Origin of the sequence: Affinundibacterium baiyunense, assembly GCF_018139645.1 — a bacterium.
In the GTDB taxonomy this organism is placed as follows: Bacteria; Pseudomonadota; Gammaproteobacteria; order Burkholderiales; family Burkholderiaceae_D; genus Undibacterium; species Undibacterium baiyunense.
Genome location: NZ_JAGSPM010000009.1, coordinates 24,819 through 46,692 on the forward strand (window position 1 = coordinate 24,819; position 21,874 = coordinate 46,692).

Sequence of the window (21,874 nt, forward strand, 5' to 3'; positions counted from 1 at the left end):
CAAAATTAAAGAATACTGCCAGTCACGCTTCAATTATTCCCATAGCGGCGGAAATAAGAAATCAAACCGCGCGTAGAATCATCTAGCTGCGCATCGTAAGCTTGGTCACCATTTAAAGCTGGCAATAAACTATTCGCTAATTGCTTACCCAATTCCACACCCCATTGATCGAAGGAATTCAAGCCCCACACTACGCCTTGTACAAACACTTTGTGTTCATACAGCGCAAGTAACATACCGAGTTGGAATGGATCTAAACTCGTCATCAATATCGTGGTGGATGGTTGATTCCCAGCGAACACTTTATGCGGCAATAATTTGGCGATCTCGGCTTCTTGCAAGCCAGCTGCGGCTAACTCTATGCGCGCTTGTTGTTCGGTTTTACCAAATGCCAATGCCGAACTTTGTGCCAAACAATTCGCCAACAAAGGTGCTTGATGACCGGGCAAAGGATAGTCGCTACTCGCTGCTACTACAAAATCGCAAGGGATCAACCAACCGCCTTGATGCAATAATTGGAAGAAAGCGTGTTGACCATTGACGCCAATCTCACCCCACACGATAGGGTTAGCACGACAATTTAAGGGCTCGCCATCTCGCCCTACTGTTTTACCATTGGACTCCATTTCCAACTGCTGCAAGAAACCAGGCAAGTGACGCATCGATTCGTTATAAGGCAAAACAGCCGTGGTCTCTGCCCCTAAGAAGTTGGTGTTCCAAATCGACATCAAGGCCAACAGCACCGGCAGATTTTTATCTAATGGCGCGCTACGAAAATGGCTATCCATGGCTTCGGCGCCTTCGAGCAAACGCTCAAATCCACGCATACCAATCGCCAAAGCTACCGACAACCCTACCGCCGACCACAAGGAATAGCGCCCGCCGACCCAATCCCAAATCTGCAAAATATTCGCCTCGGGAATGCCAAATTCTTGCGCCTTGCTTGGGTTCGAAGTGACCGCAATAAAGTGCTTGGCAATCGCCCATTCTTCCATCGCCGCAGCCATCAACCATGTACGTGCGGTGTGCGCATTAATGCTGGTTTCTTGCGTCGTAAAAGTTTTGGATGCGACGATGAACAAGGTTGTGTGTGGATCGAGCTTTTCTAAAAGTGGTGCCAAATGCGCGCTATCTAAATTAGATACGTAATAGAAGTTCAATCCAGGATGCTGTAAGGCAGACAAAGCGCGCGTGGCGAGCTTAGGGCCAAGATCCGAACCACCAATCCCGATGTTGACAACATTCTGGATTGCACCACCTTTAAATCCGCGCCATAGACCACTGCGCACACGCTCGACAATATCGCGCATTTGTTTGCGCACCGCGTGAACTTCCGGCATTACGTCATGTTCTGCACTGGGGAAAGGCGTAAAGTCGGTATGACGTAAAGCGGTATGCAGGACGGCGCGATTTTCGCTGAAATTGATTTTTTCACCAGCGAACATGCGATCACGCCAGCTTTCAACTTCAGAATGCCGCGCTAATTGAATCAAATCATTGAGTGCTGCTGCGTCAATTCTTTGTTTCGAATAATCGACCAATAAGCCATCTAACTCCAAAGAAAAATGTTGAAACCGCTGCGGATCATCCGCAAACAAATCGCGTAAATGCTGAGTCTGCAAACGCGCTTTATGTCCCAACAAAGCTTGCCATTCTGGAGTGTTGATGAGATTCATAGCTTTAGTTCGTATTTGTATTAATGGACTTAAGGATCAACTTCTGATCAACTTCAGATCAATTTCAATGCTATGGATTCAGGTCTAACAAATTCGCCAACGCCACATAGTGTTCTAGGGGAATTGTTTCGGCACGTAATTGGGGATCAATGCCAACATCCATTAATTGCTGCTCGGTGAACAATCCCGCTACACAATTACGGATAGTTTTACGACGTTGTGAAAACGCTTTAGTGACCACTTGTTCCAATAGCGGCAATTTGCATGGCAATTTTTCTTTTTTCGGAATCATGCGCACAATCGCCGAATCGACGCGCGGTGGCGGATCGAACGCAGTAGGCGGAACAATAAATAGCAATTCCATGTGATAACGCCATTGCAGCATCACTGACAAACGCCCATATTCTTTGCCGCCAGGCTCAGCCACCATGCGCTCAACCACTTCTTTTTGCAGCATGAAATGTTGGTCTTCTACTTGCTCTGCGTATTCGGCAAGATGAAATAATAAGGGACTAGAAATATTGTAAGGCAGATTGCCAACGATGCGCAGTTTCTTACCTTGATTCACTGGGATCGTTGCGAAATCAAATTGCAGCGCATCACCTTCGTGGATAATCAACTTACTTTGATCAAAACTTTTCTTCAAACGCGCGACCAAATCACGATCAAGCTCAACCACATGTAATTGATCCAAGCCTTCTAGCAGCAAACGTGTCATTGCTGCTAATCCAGGTCCGATTTCAACCATGCTCTCGCCCGGTTTAGGATTAATCACCTGAATGATGTCACTCAAGACTTGCTGGTCTGTGAGGAAATTTTGACCAAACCGTTTTCGCGCTATGTGTTTCATATTATTTGTATTTTTGCGTTATGGCGTAGCGAATCATTTCGCACGCGGTGATAACTTAATGATGGCGAGTTGCCGAGTTTGTGGCAGCATGTTGGCGTGCCACCATTTCTGCGGCAATCCGAATCGCCACTTTCATACTTCCCGCATCTGCTAAGCCTGTACCTAATTTTGCCAAATCCAAAGCAGTACCGTGATCGACTGAAGTTCGTATCAATGGCAAGCCTAGAGTGATGTTCACGCCCAAACCAAAACTCGCATGCTTTAATACCGACAAACCTTGATCGTGATACATCGCCAACACACAATCAGCGTCTTTCAAATATTTTTGTTGGAATAAAGTGTCTGCTGGAAAAGCACCATGCACATCCATACCCAAGCCACGCGCATGCAAAATTACAGGATTAATGACATCAATTTCTTCCTGCCCAAGGTAGCCATTTTCCCCTGCATGCGGATTTAAACCCGCCACATAAATCTTTGGTTTGGCGATACCAAATTTGACTTGCAAATCATTATGGATAATCTGCAAGCTAGTCAGCAAATGATCAAATTGAATTGCGTCTGGAACTGCTCGTAATGGCAAATGTGTCGTTGCTAAGGCGACCCGCAATGCTTGCGGTAAATGCGCCGAAGCTTCACATGCTAGCATCATCACCACTTGTGGTGTCTTCGTTTGTTGCGCTAAATATTCGGTATGTCCGGTAAAGGCGACACCTGCATCGTTGATCGTACTTTTTTGCAGCGGGGCGGTGACCATCGCATCACACCAGCCTTGTTGTATGCACTCAATCGCTAAATCTAGGGTAGCTAATACCGCGCGGCCATTACGTGGATCGAGTTGCCCTGCCACCACATGCGCAGCAAGCGGACAGTCGATCACGGTGATTTGATCTTTACCACAACCAGGCAAGCCATTATTTCTTAGCGCTTGTTGCGAGATTCCCATGAGTCGAATGTTTCTATCCAAATCATGGGCGAGCATGGCTAAATAAGCGGCGTCGCCAAGCAGTACAGGACGCACTTGTGTTCGCAATTCCCAAGCCGCCAGCAAAGAAATCTCTGGACCAATGCCGGCTGGCTCACCAACAGTAATTGCAATGACAGGTAAAGACGATCCCATTATGTGTGGTGCTTAGTGATTATTTCTGTTCGTTACGGAATTCAACATAAGCCCGGTCGCGCAATTGGCGCAGCCAGTCTTGCAAGGCTTCTTCAGATTTGCGCGCGCGCACAGATTGGCGCGCAGCGACACGCTTACGCTCTTTAGAGTCATCACTAACTTTACGTTCTACCACTTGCAAAATGTGGAAGCCCATTTGCGTTTCGATAGGATCACTGACTTCATTGATCGCCAATTTATTCATGGCAGCTTCAAACTCAGGGAAAGTATCGCCAGGATTGACCCAGCCCAGATCGCCACCTTTAGAAGCTGAAGTATCAACCGAATTTGCTTTAGCTAATTCTTCAAATGTTGCTGTTTTATTGACGATTTTTTGTTTGAGTTCTGCCAAAGTGCTCTTCACTTGCGCCGCAGTTAATAACTGCGTAGGACGCATCAAAATATGGCGCACGTTTGTTTCTTGCACGGTATTGCTAGCCGCCACCGGCGCTGCATCACGTTTGCCTAACAACTTGAAAATGTGGAAGCCATTTGGACTACGCACGATTTCAGAAAAACCACCGACAAAACTAATTTTATTGACCGCTTCGACAAAGATCGTTGGGATTTTATCTTGATCACGCCAACCGACTTCGCCACCTTTGAGTGCTTCACTAGAATCAGAGTAAGTTGCCGCCAATTTCGCAAAATCATCACCGATACGCAATTTTTTGTACGCTTCTTGCGCACGTGCATTACGTTGAGCGATCACTTCTGGTGTTGCATTCTCTGGAATACGCACCATGATGTGACCTAGATTGATTTCTTGATTTTTACTTGGCGCCGCTTCTTGTGCAGCGATAAAGTTATCAACTTCTAATTCAGACACTTGCAATTTGCTTTCGACTTCACGTTCACGTACACGCTGCATCATGATGTCGTCACGAATCTCTTCACGGAACGCAGAGAAAGAAGTACCGTCACGTTCAATTTGATTGCGCAGTTCTTGCAAAGTCGTTTTATTTTGCTCTGCCATTCTTTGCAAGGCACGGTCGAGCATAATGTCATCAACACGCATACCTTGTTCTTTGGCCAATTGAACTTGCAAACGATCAATGATCATGCGTTCCAAAATTTGTTTTTCGAGATCAGCACGCGCTGGCAATGGCGTTCCCTGTGCTTTCAAACTACGCTCGATGGAATTGATACGCTCTTGTACTTCCATGTTGGTAATCACTTCATCATTTACCACCACGGCGATACCGTTAATAATTTGCGCCTTAGAAACCTTTTTGACTGGCGCTTTAGTCGCACTAGCTAACGGGTCTTCAATTGGTGCGACTGGTGAAGCCGATTGTGCTTTACTTGCTGGTGCGGCTTGCGACCACGCATTCGCGGAAATAGAGAGTCCAAATAAAGCGGTCAGGCATACGGATAAACAGATTGCTGCAGGGCGTTTCAATTGATTCATGTGCAAATTGTGTCGCATAGTGATCCAAATTCATAATAAAAATGAGGTGCTAGCTAATCTACCTCGACTTTTATCGCCATTTTCTGGCGAAAGCTGCAATATACACGCTAATTCGTAGCCTGATAACCGGAAATATTCTTTTTCAAAGTTTCGACTGGATTCGAGCCAAATCCTATGCGGGCTAGGCCATTTAACTCTAGCTGAATCGAAAAACCCGAGTTGTTCGATAAATTGGTGGTCGCAAAACGATGCGCCACAAAGCGTAAAGCCCAGCAATCTGCGCGATACTCAAATCCTGCTAAACCTTCCACCATTTTACTATTTTGCAAAGAATAGTTACTCTTACCGACGACATACCAGCGCTGTGCGACTGGCCATTGTCCTGATAACTCTAACTGTTTCAACACTTCGCGCTGGAATTGGTATTGCAAGTTCAATATTTTCTTCGGTGCAGGCTGCCAACGCACTGCATAATTCGATCGAACGGATTGTCGATCACTTTGACTCACTTGCAAAGCAGCTTCAACGTTTAAAGTATCAGAAACTTGCCCAGTTCCAGCTAATAGCAAGTCCGAGCGGCTAGGGCTTGAAATACCATCCAAACTAACTTTTTGCGTATTGAAATAAAAACGCTGACCAAGCGCAAATTTAAACCGTTCGACCCCATTGTCTTCAATAAAACGAGAAACCACCGCCGCCGTCACTTGATTCGAATCGCCAATACGGTCGTGTCCTGTAAAGCGATTTTCACTAAAAATCTGTGCGAAATTAAAATCTGCTAAGGCAGTATCAAAGAGAGGATAATTTTTTTGGTCGCGGAACGGGGTGTTTACATAAAACAAACGCGGTTCTAGCGTTTGCGTCATTTTATTCCCCAGCAACTTGGCACTTCGCTCAAAGATCAAGCCACTGTCCACCGAAAAACTCGGCACGGTTCTCTGTAATCGGTCCGGCTGCCCCGCCATAGGATTATCAATCTGGTAGCTAGTGGCATGGAACGACACTTTCGGCACTACAAAATACGCCGGCTGAATAAATGGCAAAGACAGTTGTGGATTGATCACTGCGCGCTGACCACGCGTCAATGTTGGATGCCAGAAGCGCGTCATCGATGCATCCACTGACCAATCCAATCCAAGCACATCACTCTGCCCAGCGCGGAAACTCAATTGCGGCAAACGTTCATAAGGCAAGGTAATCGGTGCCGTCACGTCTTGTAACACTTGATAGCTAGTAGAACGCAACGACGCATTCCAAATGGAGCCGTAGTAATCTAATCCGATATCGCGCACCAATAAACGCTGGGCAGTCTTAGTCGTGGAGTTAGAAAAATCGGCTGGATAATCATTATCCGATGCCTTATTCATATTCCAAGAAAAGACCAAAGCCGGCGTCAAATTCTGTTTATGTACAGAAGCGCCCGCATAACGTGTGGTCTCGGTTAATTTGTCGCGTACCACTTCAACCGCGGTTTCGCCTGCATAGGTTTCACCGAGGTAACGTCCTTCCATGCCTAACTGCAAACCACGTCGAGCGATCAATTTAGGATGTAAAGTGAAATCCCTATTCGGTGCGATATTGAAGTAGTAAGGCATACCAAATTCGACGCCACCTTTATTTGAATGCCCAATGGTTGGCGGTAATAGGCCCGAATGACGTGCGCCAGACAGTGGGAAACTAAAATTCAACCAAGATGGTGTGCCCATAATTGGGACACCTTTAAAATACAGGACAGATTTACCCGCGATACCGGTATCCAATCCGGTATCCAAGCTCATGGTATCTGCTCGCAAGTACCAATCGGGATCTAAACCTTCGCACGTGCTGTAAGTACCATTGGTGATTTTGGCCTTTTCTTCACTCTCAAATTCAATTTTATCAGCGCGCCCTTGTCCATTATTCTTCGCGAAAAAATAGCTAGGATTTTGCACATAACCAGCACCAGTTTCTAATATGAAGCGCATCAAATCGCCGCTGTAACAGTCACCATTGCGCTGCAATTTGACCTTACCTGTTGCATCTAATTGGTCTTCAACTTGCAGGTATGTCGCTTTATCGGCACTGAAATTTAAGTTGCCGCGTGTGACTTCAACTTGATGATCCAAATGAATCACGCGATCTGGTTGACCACTGACATGCTCCGCCTTAATGACGGTTGTGTTGATTGGCTGAGAAGATGATTTTTTTAACTCGAGCTTCGGCTCTACTTTTAACGCCAATTTGTCTACGGTCTTGTCACTTGCAACTTGCTGTGACGCAGCTTCTTGTGCCTGAGCTGAAGAAAATGCAGACAACAAGCAAACTGCGATAACTGTCTTCGCAAATGCTGGGCTTGCAGGAAACATAGCTGTGGATTGCGATGGATGCGATAATAACGCTTTTGTAGAATGATTTTTCCGAGACATGGAATAATTATTGAATGACATTAAGTTAAATGTTTCTCTAGCGCTAAGGATTGCTTCACACATTGCTTACGTAAAATGACAGACATGTTGATGTGCTGATGCAAGCAATAGCATACGAAGAAAAATGCAAGAAAATTGATTGCAAAATCCTAAGCCAATAAAAGCGCTCTATTATAGGCGCAAACGCTAGGCTAAATTGCTTCCCTGCATAGAGTTACATTATTTGGGGGTCTTATTTAGGCCTTATTTGGGTGTTATTTGGATCTTATTTGGAATCTCATTTGATATCTAAGCAGTTGAAACCAAGTCCGTCTTTTGCGGAATGCTCGTTTCGCGACATTGATCCAAATAACTGAGTCAAATAATTTATCTTAAAATTCTATTTAATTAATTACCACGGCAAACGCCATTCTTAACGATTACTTTTGTTACACGAGCCAATCATGTCCGCTATTTCGCCTAATTCTTCAGCCAGTCAATCCGCGCAAGACGCACAACGTCTGCAAGATTTACATCTTTGGCTAAGCAAATTAACAAATCCAAAATTAGATTTAAGCAGTATCCGACCTGCGTCCGAGGATGCCAGCTTCCGCCGTTATTTCCGTATCGATGGCGAAGCCGAAGGCACCAAGTATAGCTTCATCGTTATGGACGCACCGCAACCGCAAGAGGATGTCAAACCTTTCATCCAAATCGCGCAATTGTTTAAACAGATCAACTTAACAGTGCCAGAAGTGTTGGCGCAAGATACCGAGCAAGGCTTTTTGCTACTCACTGATCTGGGTACAACTATGTACTCGCATGTGCTCAATAGCGATACGGCGCATAAACTGTACATGGACGCGATCGATTCTCTGATTTTATTGCAAACCCAAAGTCAGCCAGATGTGTTGCCCGAATACGATAGAGAATTTCTCAAGCGCGAATTGATGATTTTCCCTGAGTGGTATATCAACAAACACTTAGGCATCACACTCACAGACGAACAAAATGCAAGTTTGCATAAAGTATTCGATGCTCTGCTCGCGAATATTATGGCGCAGCCACAGGTCTTTGTGCATCGCGATTACCACTCGCGCAACCTGATGTTGATGGGCAAAGGCAATCCCGGCATCTTGGATTTTCAAGGTGCTTTGTACGGTCCACTGACTTATGATTTGGTGTCATTATTGCGCGACGCTTATGTGCAATGGGATGAGGAAATGGTCTTGGATTGGGCAATTCGCTACTGGGAAAAAGCCAAAAAAGCGGGCTTGCCAGTCGCTCCTGATATCGATACCTTCTATCGTGATTTTGAATTCATGGGCTTGCAGCGTCATTTAAAAATTCTCGGCATCTTCGCCCGCCTCGCCCATCGCGATGGCAAACAACATTATCTCGACGACATGCCAACCGTGATGGATTACGTGCGTAAAACTTCTCATCGCTACAAAGAATTGATTCCGCTATTGCGTTTATTGGACGTGTTAGAAGAAACCGCACCGCAATTTGGCTACACTTTTTAAGAGGATCGCAGCATGAAAGCAATGATCCTTGCCGCTGGCCGTGGCGAACGCATGCGTCCACTAACAGATACTTGTCCGAAACCACTATTAAAAGTACGCGGTCGTCCGCTGATCGTCTGGCATATTTTGAACTTAGTAAAAGCTGGGATCACTGAGATCGTCATCAATCACGCGCATTTAGGACAAATGATCGTTGATGCGATTGGTGATGGCAGCAAATTTGGCGCGACTATTTCTTACTCGGCGGAAGAAACTGCATTAGAAACTGCTGGTGGCATCGCCAAAGCCTTGCCCTTACTCACCGACGGCGAAGAACCTTTCATCGTGGTTTCTGGTGACATCTACATTCCGTACTTTAACTTTGCAGAATGCTTAAACACTTTAGAAGCAGAAGATATGTGGGGTAATCCGCATCCATTAGATAAGCGCGATGTCGCTTGGTTGTATATGGTGAAGAATCCTTCGTTCCATCCCAAGGGCGACTTTTCATTAAGTTTGATGGGATTATCCAATGAAGACAATGCTGGTGCAGAGCGCGTCACGTTTGGCAATATCGGCGTCTATCGTCCCGAAATGTTTGCTAGCATCCAAGCTGGCGAACACGCTAAACTTGCGCCTATCCTGCGCAAATATGCTGATCAAGGTCAACTCGGTGGCGAGCTATATCGTGGAGAATGGCATAACCTCGGCACGCCTGAGCAACTAGTAGCATTAAACGCACCACCGATTAACTTTGCTTCAAAAGATAAACCGCATTAATTTTGATTCGCATGTCCAATACAAGCCATAACAACCAACACAGCAAAATAGCGATTTGTGGCGCTGGTCCAGTTGGTCAAGCCTTAGCTTTAATGTTGCATCAACAAGGTATGGCAGCTGCGGACATCGTTTTATTCGATGCGAAGAGTAGTGAACAAGCCAACCAAGATGCACGCAGTATCGCGCTCTCTTATGGTAGCGATCAACTTCTCAGCAAGTTACATGCGCGTCCGCAGAGAACGACAGCAATTACGGAAATCCACGTTTCACGCCGCCGTCATTTCGGTCGAAGTTTTTTGACGGCAACCGATTATCAATTACCAGCGCTTGGTTATGTGGTGCGTTATGGCGATATCGTCAGTCCTTTAGAGCAAGCATTATCTGTCGCTGGAATCACCACACATCGCCCGGTTCAAGTCGTCAACATCGAAGATGGTGATCAGTTTGCCAGTGTTCATTTACAAGATGGTAGTGTGCATACGGCTGAATTTGTGATTCAAGCTGAAGGCGGCACCTTCGCGGATCAAGAGCAAAGGCAGCAACATCATGACTATCAACAAACCGCATTGATTGCGCATGTCATCGCAGATCGACCAATTGCGCATCGCGCCTTCGAACGCTTTACCGATCAAGGGCCGATTGCACTGTTACCGCAAGAAGACGGCTATTCTTTAGTCTGGTGCATACGACCAGAAACTGTGACCACCATATTAGCTTTAAACGATGCCGCGTTCTTACAAGCACTTCAGCAAGCCTTTGGTGAACGCTTAGGGCAATTTACTGCGGTGAGCAAACGGGTATCGTATCCTCTTGGTCTTAACGCCCAAGCCCAAGCCGGTCTGCGTAGCGTACGCATAGGCAATGCCGCACAAACCTTGCACCCTGTGGCGGGACAAGGCCTCAACTTAGGATTGCGAGACGCTCATTGTTTAGCGCAGTGTCTTACTCGTGATTTCTCGTCACAAGCACTACAGACATTTTTACATCAACGCAAAGCAGACCGACAAACCACAATCAAACTCACCGATACCATGGCAAAAATGTTTGCGAGTAGTGCGGATGGTAGTTTGATGCAGGGTTTATTTGGCTTAGGTTTAAGTGCGGTCGATTTGCTGCCTGTCGCAAAAAAAACGCTGGCTGAACAAATGATGTTTGGTTGGCGCTGAATTTAAAAAATACCTTTATCCGCGATTGGATGAAGGGAAACTCGTCATTCCCGCGAAGGCGGGAATCCAGTGGCGTCAAAGCCTAAAGGCACTGAATCCCTGCCTACGCAGGGATGACACAGAAATGCTTTAAATTTATTTTAGCTTAGCTGAACAGCATCAACTACAAAGACGGTCGTTTTTTAGCACCGGCCAATTTCTGATTCTTTGCCAAACTAATCGCCAACATGGGCGCATCGTCGGCTTGCAATTTCAGATCCACGGTCAACAACTCATCGCGTCTAAAAGCATGTATCTGCACCGTCTCACCAATCCGATAAGCAGCCAGCAAATTGGCTAAACCATTGCCTGCATCGGCAGCAGTAACACGCAAGCCATTAAGTGCCACCAACACATCACCAGCAGAGAGTCCAGCACGATGTGCGGCACCATTCTCGTAGACATGCGCCAACTTACAATCGGCACCACTCTTACTTAAACGTACATTCAGAGAGGCTTTCTTGCTCGCAGATTGCTCGATAACGTCGACCGCAAAATCCGCATACAACTTTGCCAAAGGGACGTCCTCAACACCTTTGATGTATTTATCGATAAAACGCTGAATCTTCACTCCAGTTGCTTGCTCAACTAAGCTCTCAAACTCCGTCTCGCCTAATCCTTGTTGCTTACCAGATTGCGCTTTCTCGTAGAAATCTTTACCGTATTTTTTCCATAGCGCTCGCATTACATCATCGAGTGATTTCTTGCCAGCAGTTTCGTGGCGTATAGTCAAATCCAAACCTAGTGCAACTAAAGAACCTTTGGCGTAGTAACTTACAATCGCGTTTGGTGAGTTTTCATCTTGACGATAATATTTGGTCCACGCATCAAAACTAGAATCGGCAACGCTTTGCTTTTTACGTCCAGAACCACGTTGCACTGTATTGACGGTTTTTGCGATCAAATTTAAATACGTTGCTTCGTCAATTAAGCCGCTACGGCGCAAAAACAAATCGTCGTAATAACTCGTGAAACCTTCAAATAGCCAAAGCAAACTCGTGTAATTTTCTTGGCTCAAATCGTATTTTGCAAATACCGCTGGTTTGATGCGTTTGACATTCCAGGTATGGAAATACTCGTGACTGCACAAAGCTAGAAAGCCGCGATAGCCCTCACTTAAGCTCGTATCATTCTTGGTCGGCAAATCAGCGCGATTACAAATCAATGCCGTTGACGCGCGGTGCTCCAAGCCACCATATCCCTCACCTACCGCCATCGTCATAAACACATACCGCTGCATCGGTGCTTGCTTGGTTCGCGGCTCGAAGAAAGCGATCTCGGTTTCACAAATTTTCTGCAAGTCTTTCGCAATGCGAGCCAAATCGATATTAGGAACTTTGCCCGTCACGACGAAATCATGTGGCACCCCATGCGCTTTAAAACTGACCAAAGCAAAATCACCCATTTCAACTGGATGATCAATTAAGTCATCATAATCGCGGGCAATATAGCTTCCAAAGCCATAACGCTTGGCCTTTAGTTCTGGCAAAGAAGTCGCGACACGCCAAGTCTTGCTTGCGCTATCGACAGGTTTTTGAATATCTACAACATGCGCCAGTTGCTCTTGTCCATGCACTTGTATGAACACGCTGGTGCCATTAAAGAAACCATGCGACTGATCCAAATGCGCCGCACGCACAGATAAATCCCACGCATAGACTTCGTAACTGATCTGTAAGCTTGCATTCGCATCGCAAGGCGCAGCTTGCCAACTAGTCTTATTCAATTTTTTCAATGCGATTTTTTTGCCATTGGCGTGCGCTTGAATCCGAATAATATTGCGTGCGAATTCGCGCACCATGTAACTACCTGGTATCCAAACTGGCAGTGACACCACTTGTCCGTTTGGATCAGGATTCGAAATCGTTAACGTCACATGAAATAGATGCGCAGCTAAATCATGCGAGGTAATGCTGTAATGCACAGCGCTTTGTTGCTTAGTCATATTGCGCTCCTTGATTACAAACGTATATTCGCGGCGAGAAAAGTGAACACTTGCGTTGTGACTACCACAGCCGTTAAGCGGAATCGCAACTCCACAAACCAAGCAGGCATCGCAAAGCGTTGATACATGCGTTTATCGTAGTGATAGGAATAAATGAACGCGCCCATCTGAATCAAGAATCCAATCACCGTAATTTGCGACAATGCAAACCAAGCGATAATCACTGGCAACACACCAGAAAGCAAATCACGCTTGGCTTCTTGCGCACTACGCTCTTTACCGATCAAAGCCAGACCCCAGTGCAAGCCACCTAAAAATCCCAAAATCGCAATACCGTAAACTAACTGGGCTTCGACGAAGAATTGCATCCATTCAGGATGAACAATCCAACATAACAAAGTGAGTAAAACGAAAGGAACGAGGCCAACTAAACCAAGGCGGGTAGCGAACTGTTTATCAAGAGTTTCCATATCAAGCAATTTGGATCGTGCAGTGCGATCATTGAAATAAAGGCGCTATTTTAGGCGAAATATGCACGGACTGCGATCAATGATAGAGAACCAAAGACAAGTTCTAAAGATAAACTGATAAATCTTCTGGGCGATCAATATCTTGCAGAATGCCAACATCGTTAACCTCGATCTCGGTGACATACTCAGTTTGCAATAATTGGCGAGCACCACGATCACCGCGCAAATTCATCAAATGCGGTAGATATTTTCTTGAAAATCCAACCGGATTACCGCGCTGCCCACGACAAACTGGCACCACTAGATCTGCACCCAGTGCAAGTGCATCACGAATCGCGATCAAGGTCTGAATTGCCACAAATGGCATATCGGCCAAGGCAATTACAAAGGCATTAGCATCAGCAGGAAGATGTTCGACACCAGTACGAAGCGAATGTGCCATGCCTAAGGCGGCATCATGACAAATATAGGTTGGAAAGTTAATGGCATGCAGAGATGCCTGAATTTGTGACGCCAAGTTTGAAGTAGCTGGATCAGCTAACACTGCCCAACTTTGCGGCAACGCTTGTTGCAAATGCTGCGCACTCGCACTCACAACATTGACACCAGAGGGCAGCACTTGCAATAACTTGTGCTGCGCTCCGCTTGGATCAAAACGTTTCCCTTGCCCTGCCGATAATAAAATGCCACAACAGAGAAAACGCTGATCCTTCATGGTTTATTTCGCCGCGAGCGAAGGCGTTTTTAAACTAGCGAACTTTTCTTCCAATGCCTTCACATCAACCATGCCCGGCAAACGCGAGCCGTCGGTAAAAATCACCGTTGGCGTGCCAGTGACACGATACCTTTTACCAAGCGCTAGCACTTGATCATGCGGCGTTTTGCAACTGGCGGCAGCGGTCGGTGCTACTTTGCCATTCATCATCCATTCATCCCAAGCTTTACTACGATCCGCAGAACACCAGATGTCGCGTGATTTGGTTACAGAATCGTCGGACAAAATATTGTACATAAAAGTGTAGATCGTAATATTGTCGACACCTTGCAAAGTCTTTCTAAACTTTTTGCAGTAGCCGCAATTAGGATCTTCAAAAATCGCAATCACACGTTTGCCATCACCTTTCACATACTTGACTGCGGCATCCAGAGGTAACTCAGAAAAATTCACGCGATTCAACTCATCGGTACGTTGCTTGGTGAAATTAGTCGTCCCTTTAGCGTCGATAATGCTACCAACAAAAATGTATTTTGCTTTGTCATCGGTGTAGACAATTTCATTTCCCATCCGTACTTCATATAAACCACCATAAGGCGTCTTGGTCACGGAATCAATTTTGACACCACTACTGATATTCGACGAAATCACCTTCTTAATATTGGCTTCAATTTGCGCCGGCGTCTGTGCCCAAACGCTGCTGCCGACCATCGTGATAGCGGCAACTGCAAAGCTGATTAGTTTCTTTTTCATATTGGTCTTTCTTAAAATATCTTTCTTAAAATAGCATGCTCGTTTTCAATTCTGATCGTCGCTTTATTGTACCTTGCAGTACGATGCTGCATTGAGCCGATCACACGAAATCCGCAGCTAGAGCGGCGCACGTCCCCCGTTCAACTTTATTTTTACTTCCCCATCGCATGGGAAATCAGTTTTCGTTTTAGGACTGGTAATTGATTCAGTAAGTTCATTCCTAAGTTACGCATCAGACGAACGGCAGGAAATTCACTACCAAAGAGATGTGCCAAACCATCTGTTGTGAATTGCATCAGCGCCACTTCCTCGCGACGGGCTCGACGATATCGCGCCAAAATTCGCGCATCACCACAATCACGATGCGCTTCGCGTTCACGCAAAATACGCAGTAGTGCTTGTACATCGCCAAACCCCAGATTCATACCATGTCCAGCTAAAGGATGTACCGCATGCGCCGCATCGCCAATTAAGGCAATACGTTGTGCGACCATGCTATGTGGACGAATCAAACGTAGTGGAAAAGCCTTCACTACTTCGGGTTGTAACGGAGTTAAGTTACCCAACTCTGGTGCTGCATACACCGCCAAGCGATCCGCCAATGCAGACAATGGCTCACGCATTAAGTCTGCCGCCAATAAATCAGGAGCCGACCACACCAATGACACTTGCTTGCCGGGCAAAGGTAGTAAAGCAATAATTCCCTGCCCTTCCACAAACCATTGACGCGCGACACCGTGGTGCGGCTTTTCACAAGCAAAGTTTGTTACCACGCCTTGCTGCCCATAAGAACGATAATCCAAACCAATATCAGCTTGCCCACGAACCCAAGATTGCGCGCCATCCGCACCAATAATCAATTGCGATTCAATCACACGTGCATCGGTCAAACGGATACTTGCCGAGTCACTGCCAACATGCAACGCCTCTGCTCGCCCGTCCACGAATTGAATATTCGGCGCAAAACGTAAGGCGCTATCTAAGGCTTGATTCAGATTTTTATCTTCAACTATCCATGCCAGTTCATTAATATAAGCACCGTAAGCATCAAAGTCGAGCTTGCCACTACCAGACTCAGCCGCATCATGCACTTGCATCGCACTCACTGGTGCCAACCGAGACGCATCAAGCGCACCCCATACCTTCAAAGAATCCAATAAATCGTGTGCCACATGGTTCAAGGCAAACACACGCACGTCCCAATCAGGTGTCGTCTCTACCAACTTATTGGTCGCGCCGCTACGCAATAAAACCACCGACAAACCAGCCTGCGCCAATCCCAAAGCAGCCGCTTTACCAACCGCACCATCACCAACGATACATATTTCCGAACGAATCAATTGCTGGTTCATACCTCACCTTTACGGACAAGAAGACACCCAAAACCGCATTATACGTGAGCCAAAATAATCCATACGCCAGCCGCAATCCCATCTGAGAAGAATCAAATTTCAAGGATAAAACAGAAATTATTTGCTTTTTCCGGAATAGGTGTCTATAATTCTTGGTCTTGGCCTGGTAGCTCAGTCGGTAGAGCAGAGGATTGAAAATCCTTGTGTCGGTGGTTCGATTCCGCCCCGGGCCACCAAGAATAATGCGGCTCACAGCGATGTGGGCCGTTTTGTTTTGTTCGGCAATTTCTTGCTTGCTCCACAATTCCACCTGTTTGGCATCTTTCCACGTCACGACTATTTGGTTGGATTTACCTGATCTCCGCGTCTGTTCTTGATGTAATGTATTGACGCACACTCAAATTTGACCAGCCGGGGATGCGCGTCAGCACTGATTGATAAGAATGGCCGCCTGTTTTTGTAGTCCCTCAATTATCGACTCGGCAAGAGATAATGGAAAGTTTGCGGGCAATCTTCCATACACAGACTCAACAACTTTTGGGACCTGCGCAAGTACCTCTTCGATAATCTCTTCAGCGGTGATTGCACCTAGTCCCACCTGTTTTGCCACACTAGACCAATGTCGACGCTGGATAGGTTGAAGATGATAGTAGTTAGCGCTTCCTCGGACTGCCATAGCGAGTTTAGCGTCCTGTGGCGAAATCATATTAGGTCCTGTACCAATAACTGGGTGTGCAGATAACACGTCATAGATTGGCGTTGCCTGATATCGAGCATTCGGCTGTAAGAAAATACTGAATTTTTTTGCGTGCCCATCGATTGCCGCGAGCAACCAAAAGATGACTTGGGTTTTAAAGAAATTTTGTCTGTCTTTTACCGCGCTTTCGGAGCCCAACAACAGCCGCATAATCGCTTCAATTCCTGGTCCGCCATCTCTCTGATATTTATTGAGCGGTGAACATCCCAAGGCTTGACACATGTCTTCTTGCGGCAGACGAACAATCCAACTTCTGTCATCGGAATACTTCCGATCGAATCTTTCTACAGAAAGCACTTTTTGTTCTTCAAACTGCAGAATTTCTGTCTTAGCAATCGGCAGATTAAACCCTTCAAGAATGATAGAACACAGCCATTCATTTTCTATCGATGTACTCATATCCGCGCGCATACTTCCAACCAATCCGAGCGGCAATTTCAATATATGTGTGGTTGGAGTACTTCCAATTGGTAGGTACCAACCTCCCTGATGGTATAGGAGAGCATTTTTTTCCTGCGCACCAGCGATGGAAATTCGGAAATCTTGATTATCATCGTGGTGTCCAAACGCATTTGGGTTAGTAGTATCACGCAATAATTTGGCGATCGCCTGTTCGTCTAATGGACGTTTGCGGATAGAAAACAAGTCTTCGGGCTGCACATCTACAGGGAGTATTTGGGCGGCGCCCACGCAGTCTCTACCGATTGCCTCAAGTAGTTGAAACGGAGATGTGCCGCCTGTATTGTGGCGCATGGCAAGCCGACGTCGAATGATATCGCTGCCTGGTAATAAATTATCGAAATAGTTTATGACTACCTGACCGGAATAGGCATCATTACTTGCCGTAAATGGCATCGACAATGACAATGGACGTCCGCCCTCGTCCTCTAACCACTCATTAAAGTAAGTGAAAGTAGAAGAATTTGCCTTGTTTCTCCATTGACCAACGGGAGTGCCGTTGAACCAAACATTAAGCGTATTTTGCTTTGATCTACGTGCCATGCATCACCATTTCGTCGTGTCTGAACGCTTACTTAGTTTTGCAGGTGAGACCAAGGTTCGTTTTTTGTTTACGCTAGTTTCTTCTTTGCTCGATAAAGTATTTGACTGCTTTTCTCTGGAGACTAGTTTTTTAGTACCTTGTTCTGCTTTGAAGTTCTGAGTTTTTTTAACTTTATTCGGAGTGACCAGATTTTTCGATGAAATGCTAGCGATCTCTGCCGCTGTTGATTGGACATCTGTCTGGCTCGTAAAATTAATATCGATATTCAATAGCCTAAGTATTGTGTAAAGTCGTTCAACGCTTGTGCTGGATAAGTTTGATTCAATTTGTGCATATGCTTGCTGAGACACCCCTAGTCGCTCAGCCATCGCCGCTTGCGTCAAGCCGGATTTTCGCCTAAAGCCTTGAACAAGTGGTTTTAGTTGATTGAGTGTTTGGATTCGATATTCCATGCGCTCCTACTCCTGACAATTTAAATCGCCTACAAGTTTAGCATTGTATTTCAACAATACAACATAAAAATTGTATTTACAAATTACAATTTATACATTGTAACGAGGAGTTGAAACATAAACATTGTTAAACGAAATTATCTTCGCCAAAAAGCGGAACTTATAAAGTGCATATTTCGGAGAAAAAATAAATCTAACTCATTGTTTTAAATGATTTAATCGAGGATTAAAAAATCCCTATCTCACCAACTTGATTCCCCCCGGGCCACCAAAATAATGCGGCTCACAGAAATGTGAGCCGTTTTCATTTATCTAGGATTTTTCCACTCTTCACTAGCTTTTATCGTCGATCTACTCCAAAACTTCCTATTGCTCCTAGATTGAGAATCAATTAGTTTCTTTCAGTGCAACAATTCAACAATTCCAAAACATTCGGAGATTCGGCAATATGTAAAGTACCCATCGAAAATCAAGTTAAGTTGCTTCATTGAGAATTGAATGCATTAATCCAACAAATCCCCACCACCATCACGCAAATCTGCGAACTTCTTCGCCATGGTCGGATTCCCTTTGGTCAGACGTTTAATCGTCACATCCTGCGCCTTATCGTTCGCCAAACGCAAATTGCGATCAGTGCCTAACAAAGCGTCTTTGGTCTTTTGCAGATGATCAATGGACTTGTCGATTTCCTCGATGGCTTTTTGAAACTTGGCGGAAGCCAGCTCATAATTTCTACCGAACGCAGCCTTAAAGTTATCGAGTTCGCTCTCAAAATTGGTGATATCGATATTCTGCGATTTCACGAGCGCTAGCTCGTTCTTGTACTGCATAGAATTCATCGCCGCATTGCGCAACAGCGTGATCATGGGGATAAAGAACTGCGGGCGCACCACATACATTTTGGGATAGCGATGAAAGACATCGACGATGCCCGAATTGTAGAGTTCGTTTTCTGGTTCTAGCATCGACACCAAGATCGCGTATTCGCATTGCTTTTCTTGACGATCTTTGTCGAGCTCTTTCAAGAAATCTTCATTCTTTTTCTTGGTCGCGGTCTCTTCGTTTTCGTTTTTCATCTCGAACATGATCGAGACAATCTCGGTACCCGATTCATCAAAATCGCGGAAGATGAAATCGCCCTTACTGCCACTGCGCGCGTCATTGTCTTTCTCGAAATGGGCACGCGGAAAGGCCAAGGAGCGGATTTTATTGAACTCGATCTCACAATGCTGTTCCAAAGTTTCGCCCACCATCTTGGTCGACAACTTGGCCTTCATATCCTTCAAACGCTCAATCGCTTCATCGCGATCTTTCAACTGCGTTTCGTATTTTTCCTTAAGAGCACTCTCGGCCAAACTACGTTCCAGCTGCGAACGCTCTAAACCATTTTTCAATTCATCACGCTGTTTCTCAACCGTGGTGATCGCCTCTTTAATCGCCAATTGCTCGCTGATAGCCTTGGCATCCAACTGCGCTTTCAAACTCTGAATCTGCGCTTCTTTTTCCGCCGCAACTCTCTGCATCTCGGTTTGCAATTTCGCCTCCAACAAAGCCGACGCTGCTTCGCGATCACGCTTGGCTTGTGCCAACTCATTCGCCAAGGCATCGCGCTCTTTTTGCACCTGACTCAAAGCCTCAGCCACCGCCAACTGCTTCTCAACACCCACCGCATCGAGCTTAGATTTCAGCGCCACAATCTCAGCATCCTTACTCGCCGCCACGCGCTGCACCTCACTCGCACTCTTCGCCTCCGCCAACTGCACAGCCGTCTGCTTCTCTTGCGCAGCCAAGCTCAAACGTTCATGCAAAGCCTGCTCAAACTCCGCATCATGCACCTGCCGCACGATATCGGCATAACCAGTTTCATCGATCTTGAAAGCTTTACTGCAATGGGGGCAATGATTTCGTTCATACGTCTTACCTAAAAATGGGGTGGCTGCACTATACATAAAGCGTGCGACATTCGCTCTCGTAATCGTGGCGTGATGGTCACAATCAGTGAGAACAAATTTAGTGCTTGTTCTCAATTTCTACTAACCCAGCTAGCAGCCGTATTTTTTCGTGAAGTTCTGGCAGTCGCGCTTGACTGGCAGCATCACCGGGCAAATGCCCAGGTAAGGCTTGGACAAATGCTGGCGTTTGCAATAAGGCTCGTAAGCGATCACGAAAGTATTCTCTCAGTTCTATTTTTGTTTGCGCGCATTCGGTGATAATCGTTTCGCGCCCATCAATAATGGCGAGTAAATCACCGAGGTCGTGGCTGAATAAGTAGTCATCATTCCCACGCCCCGAAAAAGCTTCTAATTTGGTCGCCAGGAATAATGGCGCTGTGATACAACGTATCGCACATCCTGATGGCAAAACGATCCTTTGCGCCATCTCCAATGCGTAGCCATACCAGCGATTAGAGAAGCCTAAAATTTCTTCTAGTGTCGGCATCAGATCAACGGTGATGCTTTGGATTTTCCAACGACAAATCGGTGCCTCAGCTTGCAAGTCTTGTATGAAACCACGTTCACGCAAACGCTTTTCAAGCTGATAGTAATCGCTATGCGCGATGACTTGCACGATCATATCCACGTCTTCAGTTGGACGAATCGCTGGCTGAGCAGGATCTGTGATCAGCAAACCCGCCACCGCACCACCAACAAAGACCACTTCATCTAGCAGCATGTCACCCAAGTGCTTGGCGACTAATTCGATCATCGCGATATTAGGATCATGTGGACTCATGCTTTGAGTCTTTCGTCTAGCATGCCAATTGCTAAAGCACGTTCCCTTGGGCTTCCACCACGTATGGCATCGAATAAAACGAGAAGTTCGTATAAGGCTGCGTTGCGCATCGCGGCTTGTGGCACGCTTGGGTACAGCGGATAAAAAGCAAAGCCACGCGCACTGCCTCCTTTATACGGCCACACAGGCAAGACACCACTTCCGGCAACGATCTTATCCGCTAAGGGTGCTGCCGCGTAACTGGTGGGCATCCCTCGCGATTCACTGCCGCGTGTCGCTGGGAATGCATAACGCGCGCCATGCTGTACAAACAAACGCAAAGCTTCTTTAATCACGATTGCTTTGCCAGCTTCGTCCTTAAATAATAACTGCGCCGCCTCTGCACGTTTAACACCGGCGTGAATTTCCGATGCTGTCAAACATAGTTCGTCAGCTAAACTTGCATAAGTTGGTGCGGGCCCATTCTCCAAAGAGAGACGCAACAAGACGACCAAATCTTGGGGGCGCAAAATAATTTGAGGATTTGTTTTAACAGCAGTCATTGTCTTAAATGCAAACATCCATTCTCTATTCACGAATAGAATATGTTCTTTATTTTTCCATTATTTGTCAATGATTTATTAAGGATATTCGTTATTCGCGAATAGCGAATGTGTTGTTTTTTTAATGTCAGAGACTGTATTTAAAGATGCGCGCAGCTCAATGCCAAAACGCTGACACATAG

18 protein-coding genes and 1 tRNA gene are annotated in these 21,874 nt (G+C 45.9%); 4 read left to right on the plus strand and 15 right to left on the minus strand.

Annotated elements, in window-relative coordinates; translation table 11 throughout:
* Positions 1-29: 29 nt before the first annotated feature.
* From pgi to KDM92_RS14300, 5 genes are all read right to left on the minus strand, one after another.
* Entirely contained in the window at positions 30-1,676 is a 1,647-nt protein-coding gene (gene pgi, locus KDM92_RS14280; RefSeq protein ID WP_212685126.1) for a glucose-6-phosphate isomerase, read from the minus strand.
* Positions 1,677-1,746: 70 nt separating this feature from the next.
* Complete coding sequence (gene rsmA, locus KDM92_RS14285) at positions 1,747-2,526, minus strand: 16S rRNA (adenine(1518)-N(6)/adenine(1519)-N(6))-dimethyltransferase RsmA (RefSeq protein ID WP_212685127.1); 780 nt, start codon at positions 2,524-2,526, stop codon at positions 1,747-1,749.
* Between the two features lie 55 nt (positions 2,527-2,581).
* Positions 2,582-3,646 carry a 4-hydroxythreonine-4-phosphate dehydrogenase PdxA gene (gene pdxA, locus KDM92_RS14290; RefSeq protein ID WP_212685128.1) on the minus strand — a complete coding sequence of 355 codons (1,065 nt, stop codon included), beginning with the start codon at positions 3,644-3,646 and terminating at the stop codon, positions 2,582-2,584.
* 19 nt (positions 3,647-3,665) lie between these two features.
* Positions 3,666-5,096 (minus strand): peptidylprolyl isomerase, encoded by a 1,431-nt coding sequence (locus KDM92_RS14295; protein ID WP_212685129.1) that lies wholly within the window; start codon positions 5,094-5,096, stop codon positions 3,666-3,668.
* A gap of 107 nt (positions 5,097-5,203) precedes the next feature.
* Complete coding sequence (locus tag KDM92_RS14300) at positions 5,204-7,441, minus strand: LPS-assembly protein LptD (RefSeq protein ID WP_212685130.1); 2,238 nt, start codon at positions 7,439-7,441, stop codon at positions 5,204-5,206.
* Between the two features lie 503 nt (positions 7,442-7,944).
* Between KDM92_RS14300 and KDM92_RS14305 the strand changes: the two genes are divergently transcribed.
* From KDM92_RS14305 to KDM92_RS14315, 3 genes are read left to right on the plus strand one after another with little or no spacing between them, the layout of a single operon-like run.
* The gene (locus tag KDM92_RS14305) at positions 7,945-9,006 is read left to right on the plus strand and encodes an aminoglycoside phosphotransferase family protein (RefSeq protein WP_212685131.1); all 1,062 of its coding nucleotides are present in this window, start codon (positions 7,945-7,947) and stop codon (positions 9,004-9,006) included.
* A 12-nt stretch (positions 9,007-9,018) separates the two neighbouring features.
* Positions 9,019-9,765, plus strand: coding sequence for an N-acetylmuramate alpha-1-phosphate uridylyltransferase MurU (gene murU, locus KDM92_RS14310; protein ID WP_212685132.1), 747 nt, complete (start codon positions 9,019-9,021; stop codon positions 9,763-9,765).
* 11 nt (positions 9,766-9,776) lie between these two features.
* Positions 9,777-10,931, plus strand: coding sequence for an FAD-dependent monooxygenase (locus KDM92_RS14315; RefSeq protein ID WP_212685133.1), 1,155 nt, complete (start codon positions 9,777-9,779; stop codon positions 10,929-10,931).
* A gap of 163 nt (positions 10,932-11,094) precedes the next feature.
* Here KDM92_RS14315 and KDM92_RS14320 read toward each other — a convergent pair whose 3' ends face one another.
* The 5 genes from KDM92_RS14320 to KDM92_RS14340 form a co-directional block, all read right to left on the minus strand.
* Positions 11,095-12,915, minus strand: a complete 1,821-nt coding sequence (locus tag KDM92_RS14320) for a M61 family metallopeptidase (RefSeq protein ID WP_212685134.1) — start codon at positions 12,913-12,915, stop codon at positions 11,095-11,097.
* A gap of 14 nt (positions 12,916-12,929) precedes the next feature.
* Positions 12,930-13,385 (minus strand): DUF3429 domain-containing protein, encoded by a 456-nt coding sequence (locus tag KDM92_RS14325; RefSeq protein ID WP_212685135.1) that lies wholly within the window; start codon positions 13,383-13,385, stop codon positions 12,930-12,932.
* 103 nt (positions 13,386-13,488) lie between these two features.
* A complete protein-coding gene (locus tag KDM92_RS14330; RefSeq protein WP_212685136.1) occupies positions 13,489-14,100 on the minus strand; it encodes a nucleotidyltransferase family protein in 612 nt (203 codons plus the stop codon).
* Positions 14,101-14,103: 3 nt separating this feature from the next.
* Positions 14,104-14,853, minus strand: coding sequence for a DsbC family protein (locus KDM92_RS14335; RefSeq protein WP_212685137.1), 750 nt, complete (start codon positions 14,851-14,853; stop codon positions 14,104-14,106).
* Between the two features lie 152 nt (positions 14,854-15,005).
* The gene (locus KDM92_RS14340) at positions 15,006-16,205 is read right to left on the minus strand and encodes an FAD-dependent monooxygenase (RefSeq protein ID WP_212685138.1); all 1,200 of its coding nucleotides are present in this window, start codon (positions 16,203-16,205) and stop codon (positions 15,006-15,008) included.
* A 160-nt stretch (positions 16,206-16,365) separates the two neighbouring features.
* Between KDM92_RS14340 and KDM92_RS14345 the strand changes: the two genes are divergently transcribed.
* Positions 16,366-16,441, plus strand: a tRNA-Phe gene (locus KDM92_RS14345).
* Positions 16,442-16,629: 188 nt separating this feature from the next.
* On the opposite strand, the gene KDM92_RS14350 is transcribed toward KDM92_RS14345, so the two are convergent.
* The 5 genes from KDM92_RS14350 to KDM92_RS14370 all read right to left on the minus strand — a co-directional run bounded on the left by KDM92_RS14350 (position 16,630) and on the right by KDM92_RS14370 (position 21,710).
* Complete coding sequence (locus tag KDM92_RS14350) at positions 16,630-17,964, minus strand: type II toxin-antitoxin system HipA family toxin (protein ID WP_212685139.1); 1,335 nt, start codon at positions 17,962-17,964, stop codon at positions 16,630-16,632.
* A 3-nt stretch (positions 17,965-17,967) separates the two neighbouring features.
* Entirely contained in the window at positions 17,968-18,417 is a 450-nt protein-coding gene (locus KDM92_RS14355; RefSeq protein WP_212685140.1) for a helix-turn-helix domain-containing protein, read from the minus strand.
* Between the two features lie 503 nt (positions 18,418-18,920).
* Positions 18,921-20,366, minus strand: coding sequence for a DUF2130 domain-containing protein (locus KDM92_RS14360; protein WP_212685141.1), 1,446 nt, complete (start codon positions 20,364-20,366; stop codon positions 18,921-18,923).
* Positions 20,367-20,427: 61 nt separating this feature from the next.
* A complete protein-coding gene (locus KDM92_RS14365; RefSeq protein ID WP_212685142.1) occupies positions 20,428-21,150 on the minus strand; it encodes a hypothetical protein in 723 nt (240 codons plus the stop codon).
* The gene (locus KDM92_RS14370) at positions 21,147-21,710 is read right to left on the minus strand and encodes a hypothetical protein (protein WP_212685143.1); all 564 of its coding nucleotides are present in this window, start codon (positions 21,708-21,710) and stop codon (positions 21,147-21,149) included. The genes KDM92_RS14365 and KDM92_RS14370 overlap by 4 nt, the downstream gene beginning before the upstream one ends.
* Positions 21,711-21,874: the final 164 nt, after the last annotated feature.

Excerpts from the sequence above, each read along its gene's own strand:
- pgi (WP_212685126.1), bottom strand. The coding sequence starts at position 1,676 with ATGAATCTCATCAACACTCCAGAATGGCAAGCTTTGTTGGGACATAAA.
- rsmA (WP_212685127.1), bottom strand. The coding sequence starts at position 2,526 with ATGAAACACATAGCGCGAAAACGGTTTGGTCAAAATTTCCTCACAGAC.
- pdxA (WP_212685128.1), bottom strand. The coding sequence starts at position 3,646 with ATGGGATCGTCTTTACCTGTCATTGCAATTACTGTTGGTGAGCCAGCC.
- KDM92_RS14295 (WP_212685129.1), bottom strand. The coding sequence starts at position 5,096 with ATGAATCAATTGAAACGCCCTGCAGCAATCTGTTTATCCGTATGCCTG.
- KDM92_RS14300 (WP_212685130.1), bottom strand. The coding sequence starts at position 7,441 with ATGTTTCCTGCAAGCCCAGCATTTGCGAAGACAGTTATCGCAGTTTGC.
- KDM92_RS14305 (WP_212685131.1), top strand. The coding sequence starts at position 7,945 with ATGTCCGCTATTTCGCCTAATTCTTCAGCCAGTCAATCCGCGCAAGAC.
- murU (WP_212685132.1), top strand. The coding sequence starts at position 9,019 with ATGAAAGCAATGATCCTTGCCGCTGGCCGTGGCGAACGCATGCGTCCA.
- KDM92_RS14315 (WP_212685133.1), top strand. The coding sequence starts at position 9,777 with ATGTCCAATACAAGCCATAACAACCAACACAGCAAAATAGCGATTTGT.
- KDM92_RS14320 (WP_212685134.1), bottom strand. The coding sequence starts at position 12,915 with ATGACTAAGCAACAAAGCGCTGTGCATTACAGCATTACCTCGCATGAT.
- KDM92_RS14325 (WP_212685135.1), bottom strand. The coding sequence starts at position 13,385 with ATGGAAACTCTTGATAAACAGTTCGCTACCCGCCTTGGTTTAGTTGGC.
- KDM92_RS14330 (WP_212685136.1), bottom strand. The coding sequence starts at position 14,100 with ATGAAGGATCAGCGTTTTCTCTGTTGTGGCATTTTATTATCGGCAGGG.
- KDM92_RS14335 (WP_212685137.1), bottom strand. The coding sequence starts at position 14,853 with ATGAAAAAGAAACTAATCAGCTTTGCAGTTGCCGCTATCACGATGGTC.
- KDM92_RS14340 (WP_212685138.1), bottom strand. The coding sequence starts at position 16,205 with ATGAACCAGCAATTGATTCGTTCGGAAATATGTATCGTTGGTGATGGT.
- KDM92_RS14350 (WP_212685139.1), bottom strand. The coding sequence starts at position 17,964 with ATGGCACGTAGATCAAAGCAAAATACGCTTAATGTTTGGTTCAACGGC.
- KDM92_RS14355 (WP_212685140.1), bottom strand. The coding sequence starts at position 18,417 with ATGGAATATCGAATCCAAACACTCAATCAACTAAAACCACTTGTTCAA.
- KDM92_RS14360 (WP_212685141.1), bottom strand. The coding sequence starts at position 20,366 with ATGTATAGTGCAGCCACCCCATTTTTAGGTAAGACGTATGAACGAAAT.
- KDM92_RS14365 (WP_212685142.1), bottom strand. The coding sequence starts at position 21,150 with ATGAGTCCACATGATCCTAATATCGCGATGATCGAATTAGTCGCCAAG.
- KDM92_RS14370 (WP_212685143.1), bottom strand. The coding sequence starts at position 21,710 with ATGTTTGCATTTAAGACAATGACTGCTGTTAAAACAAATCCTCAAATT.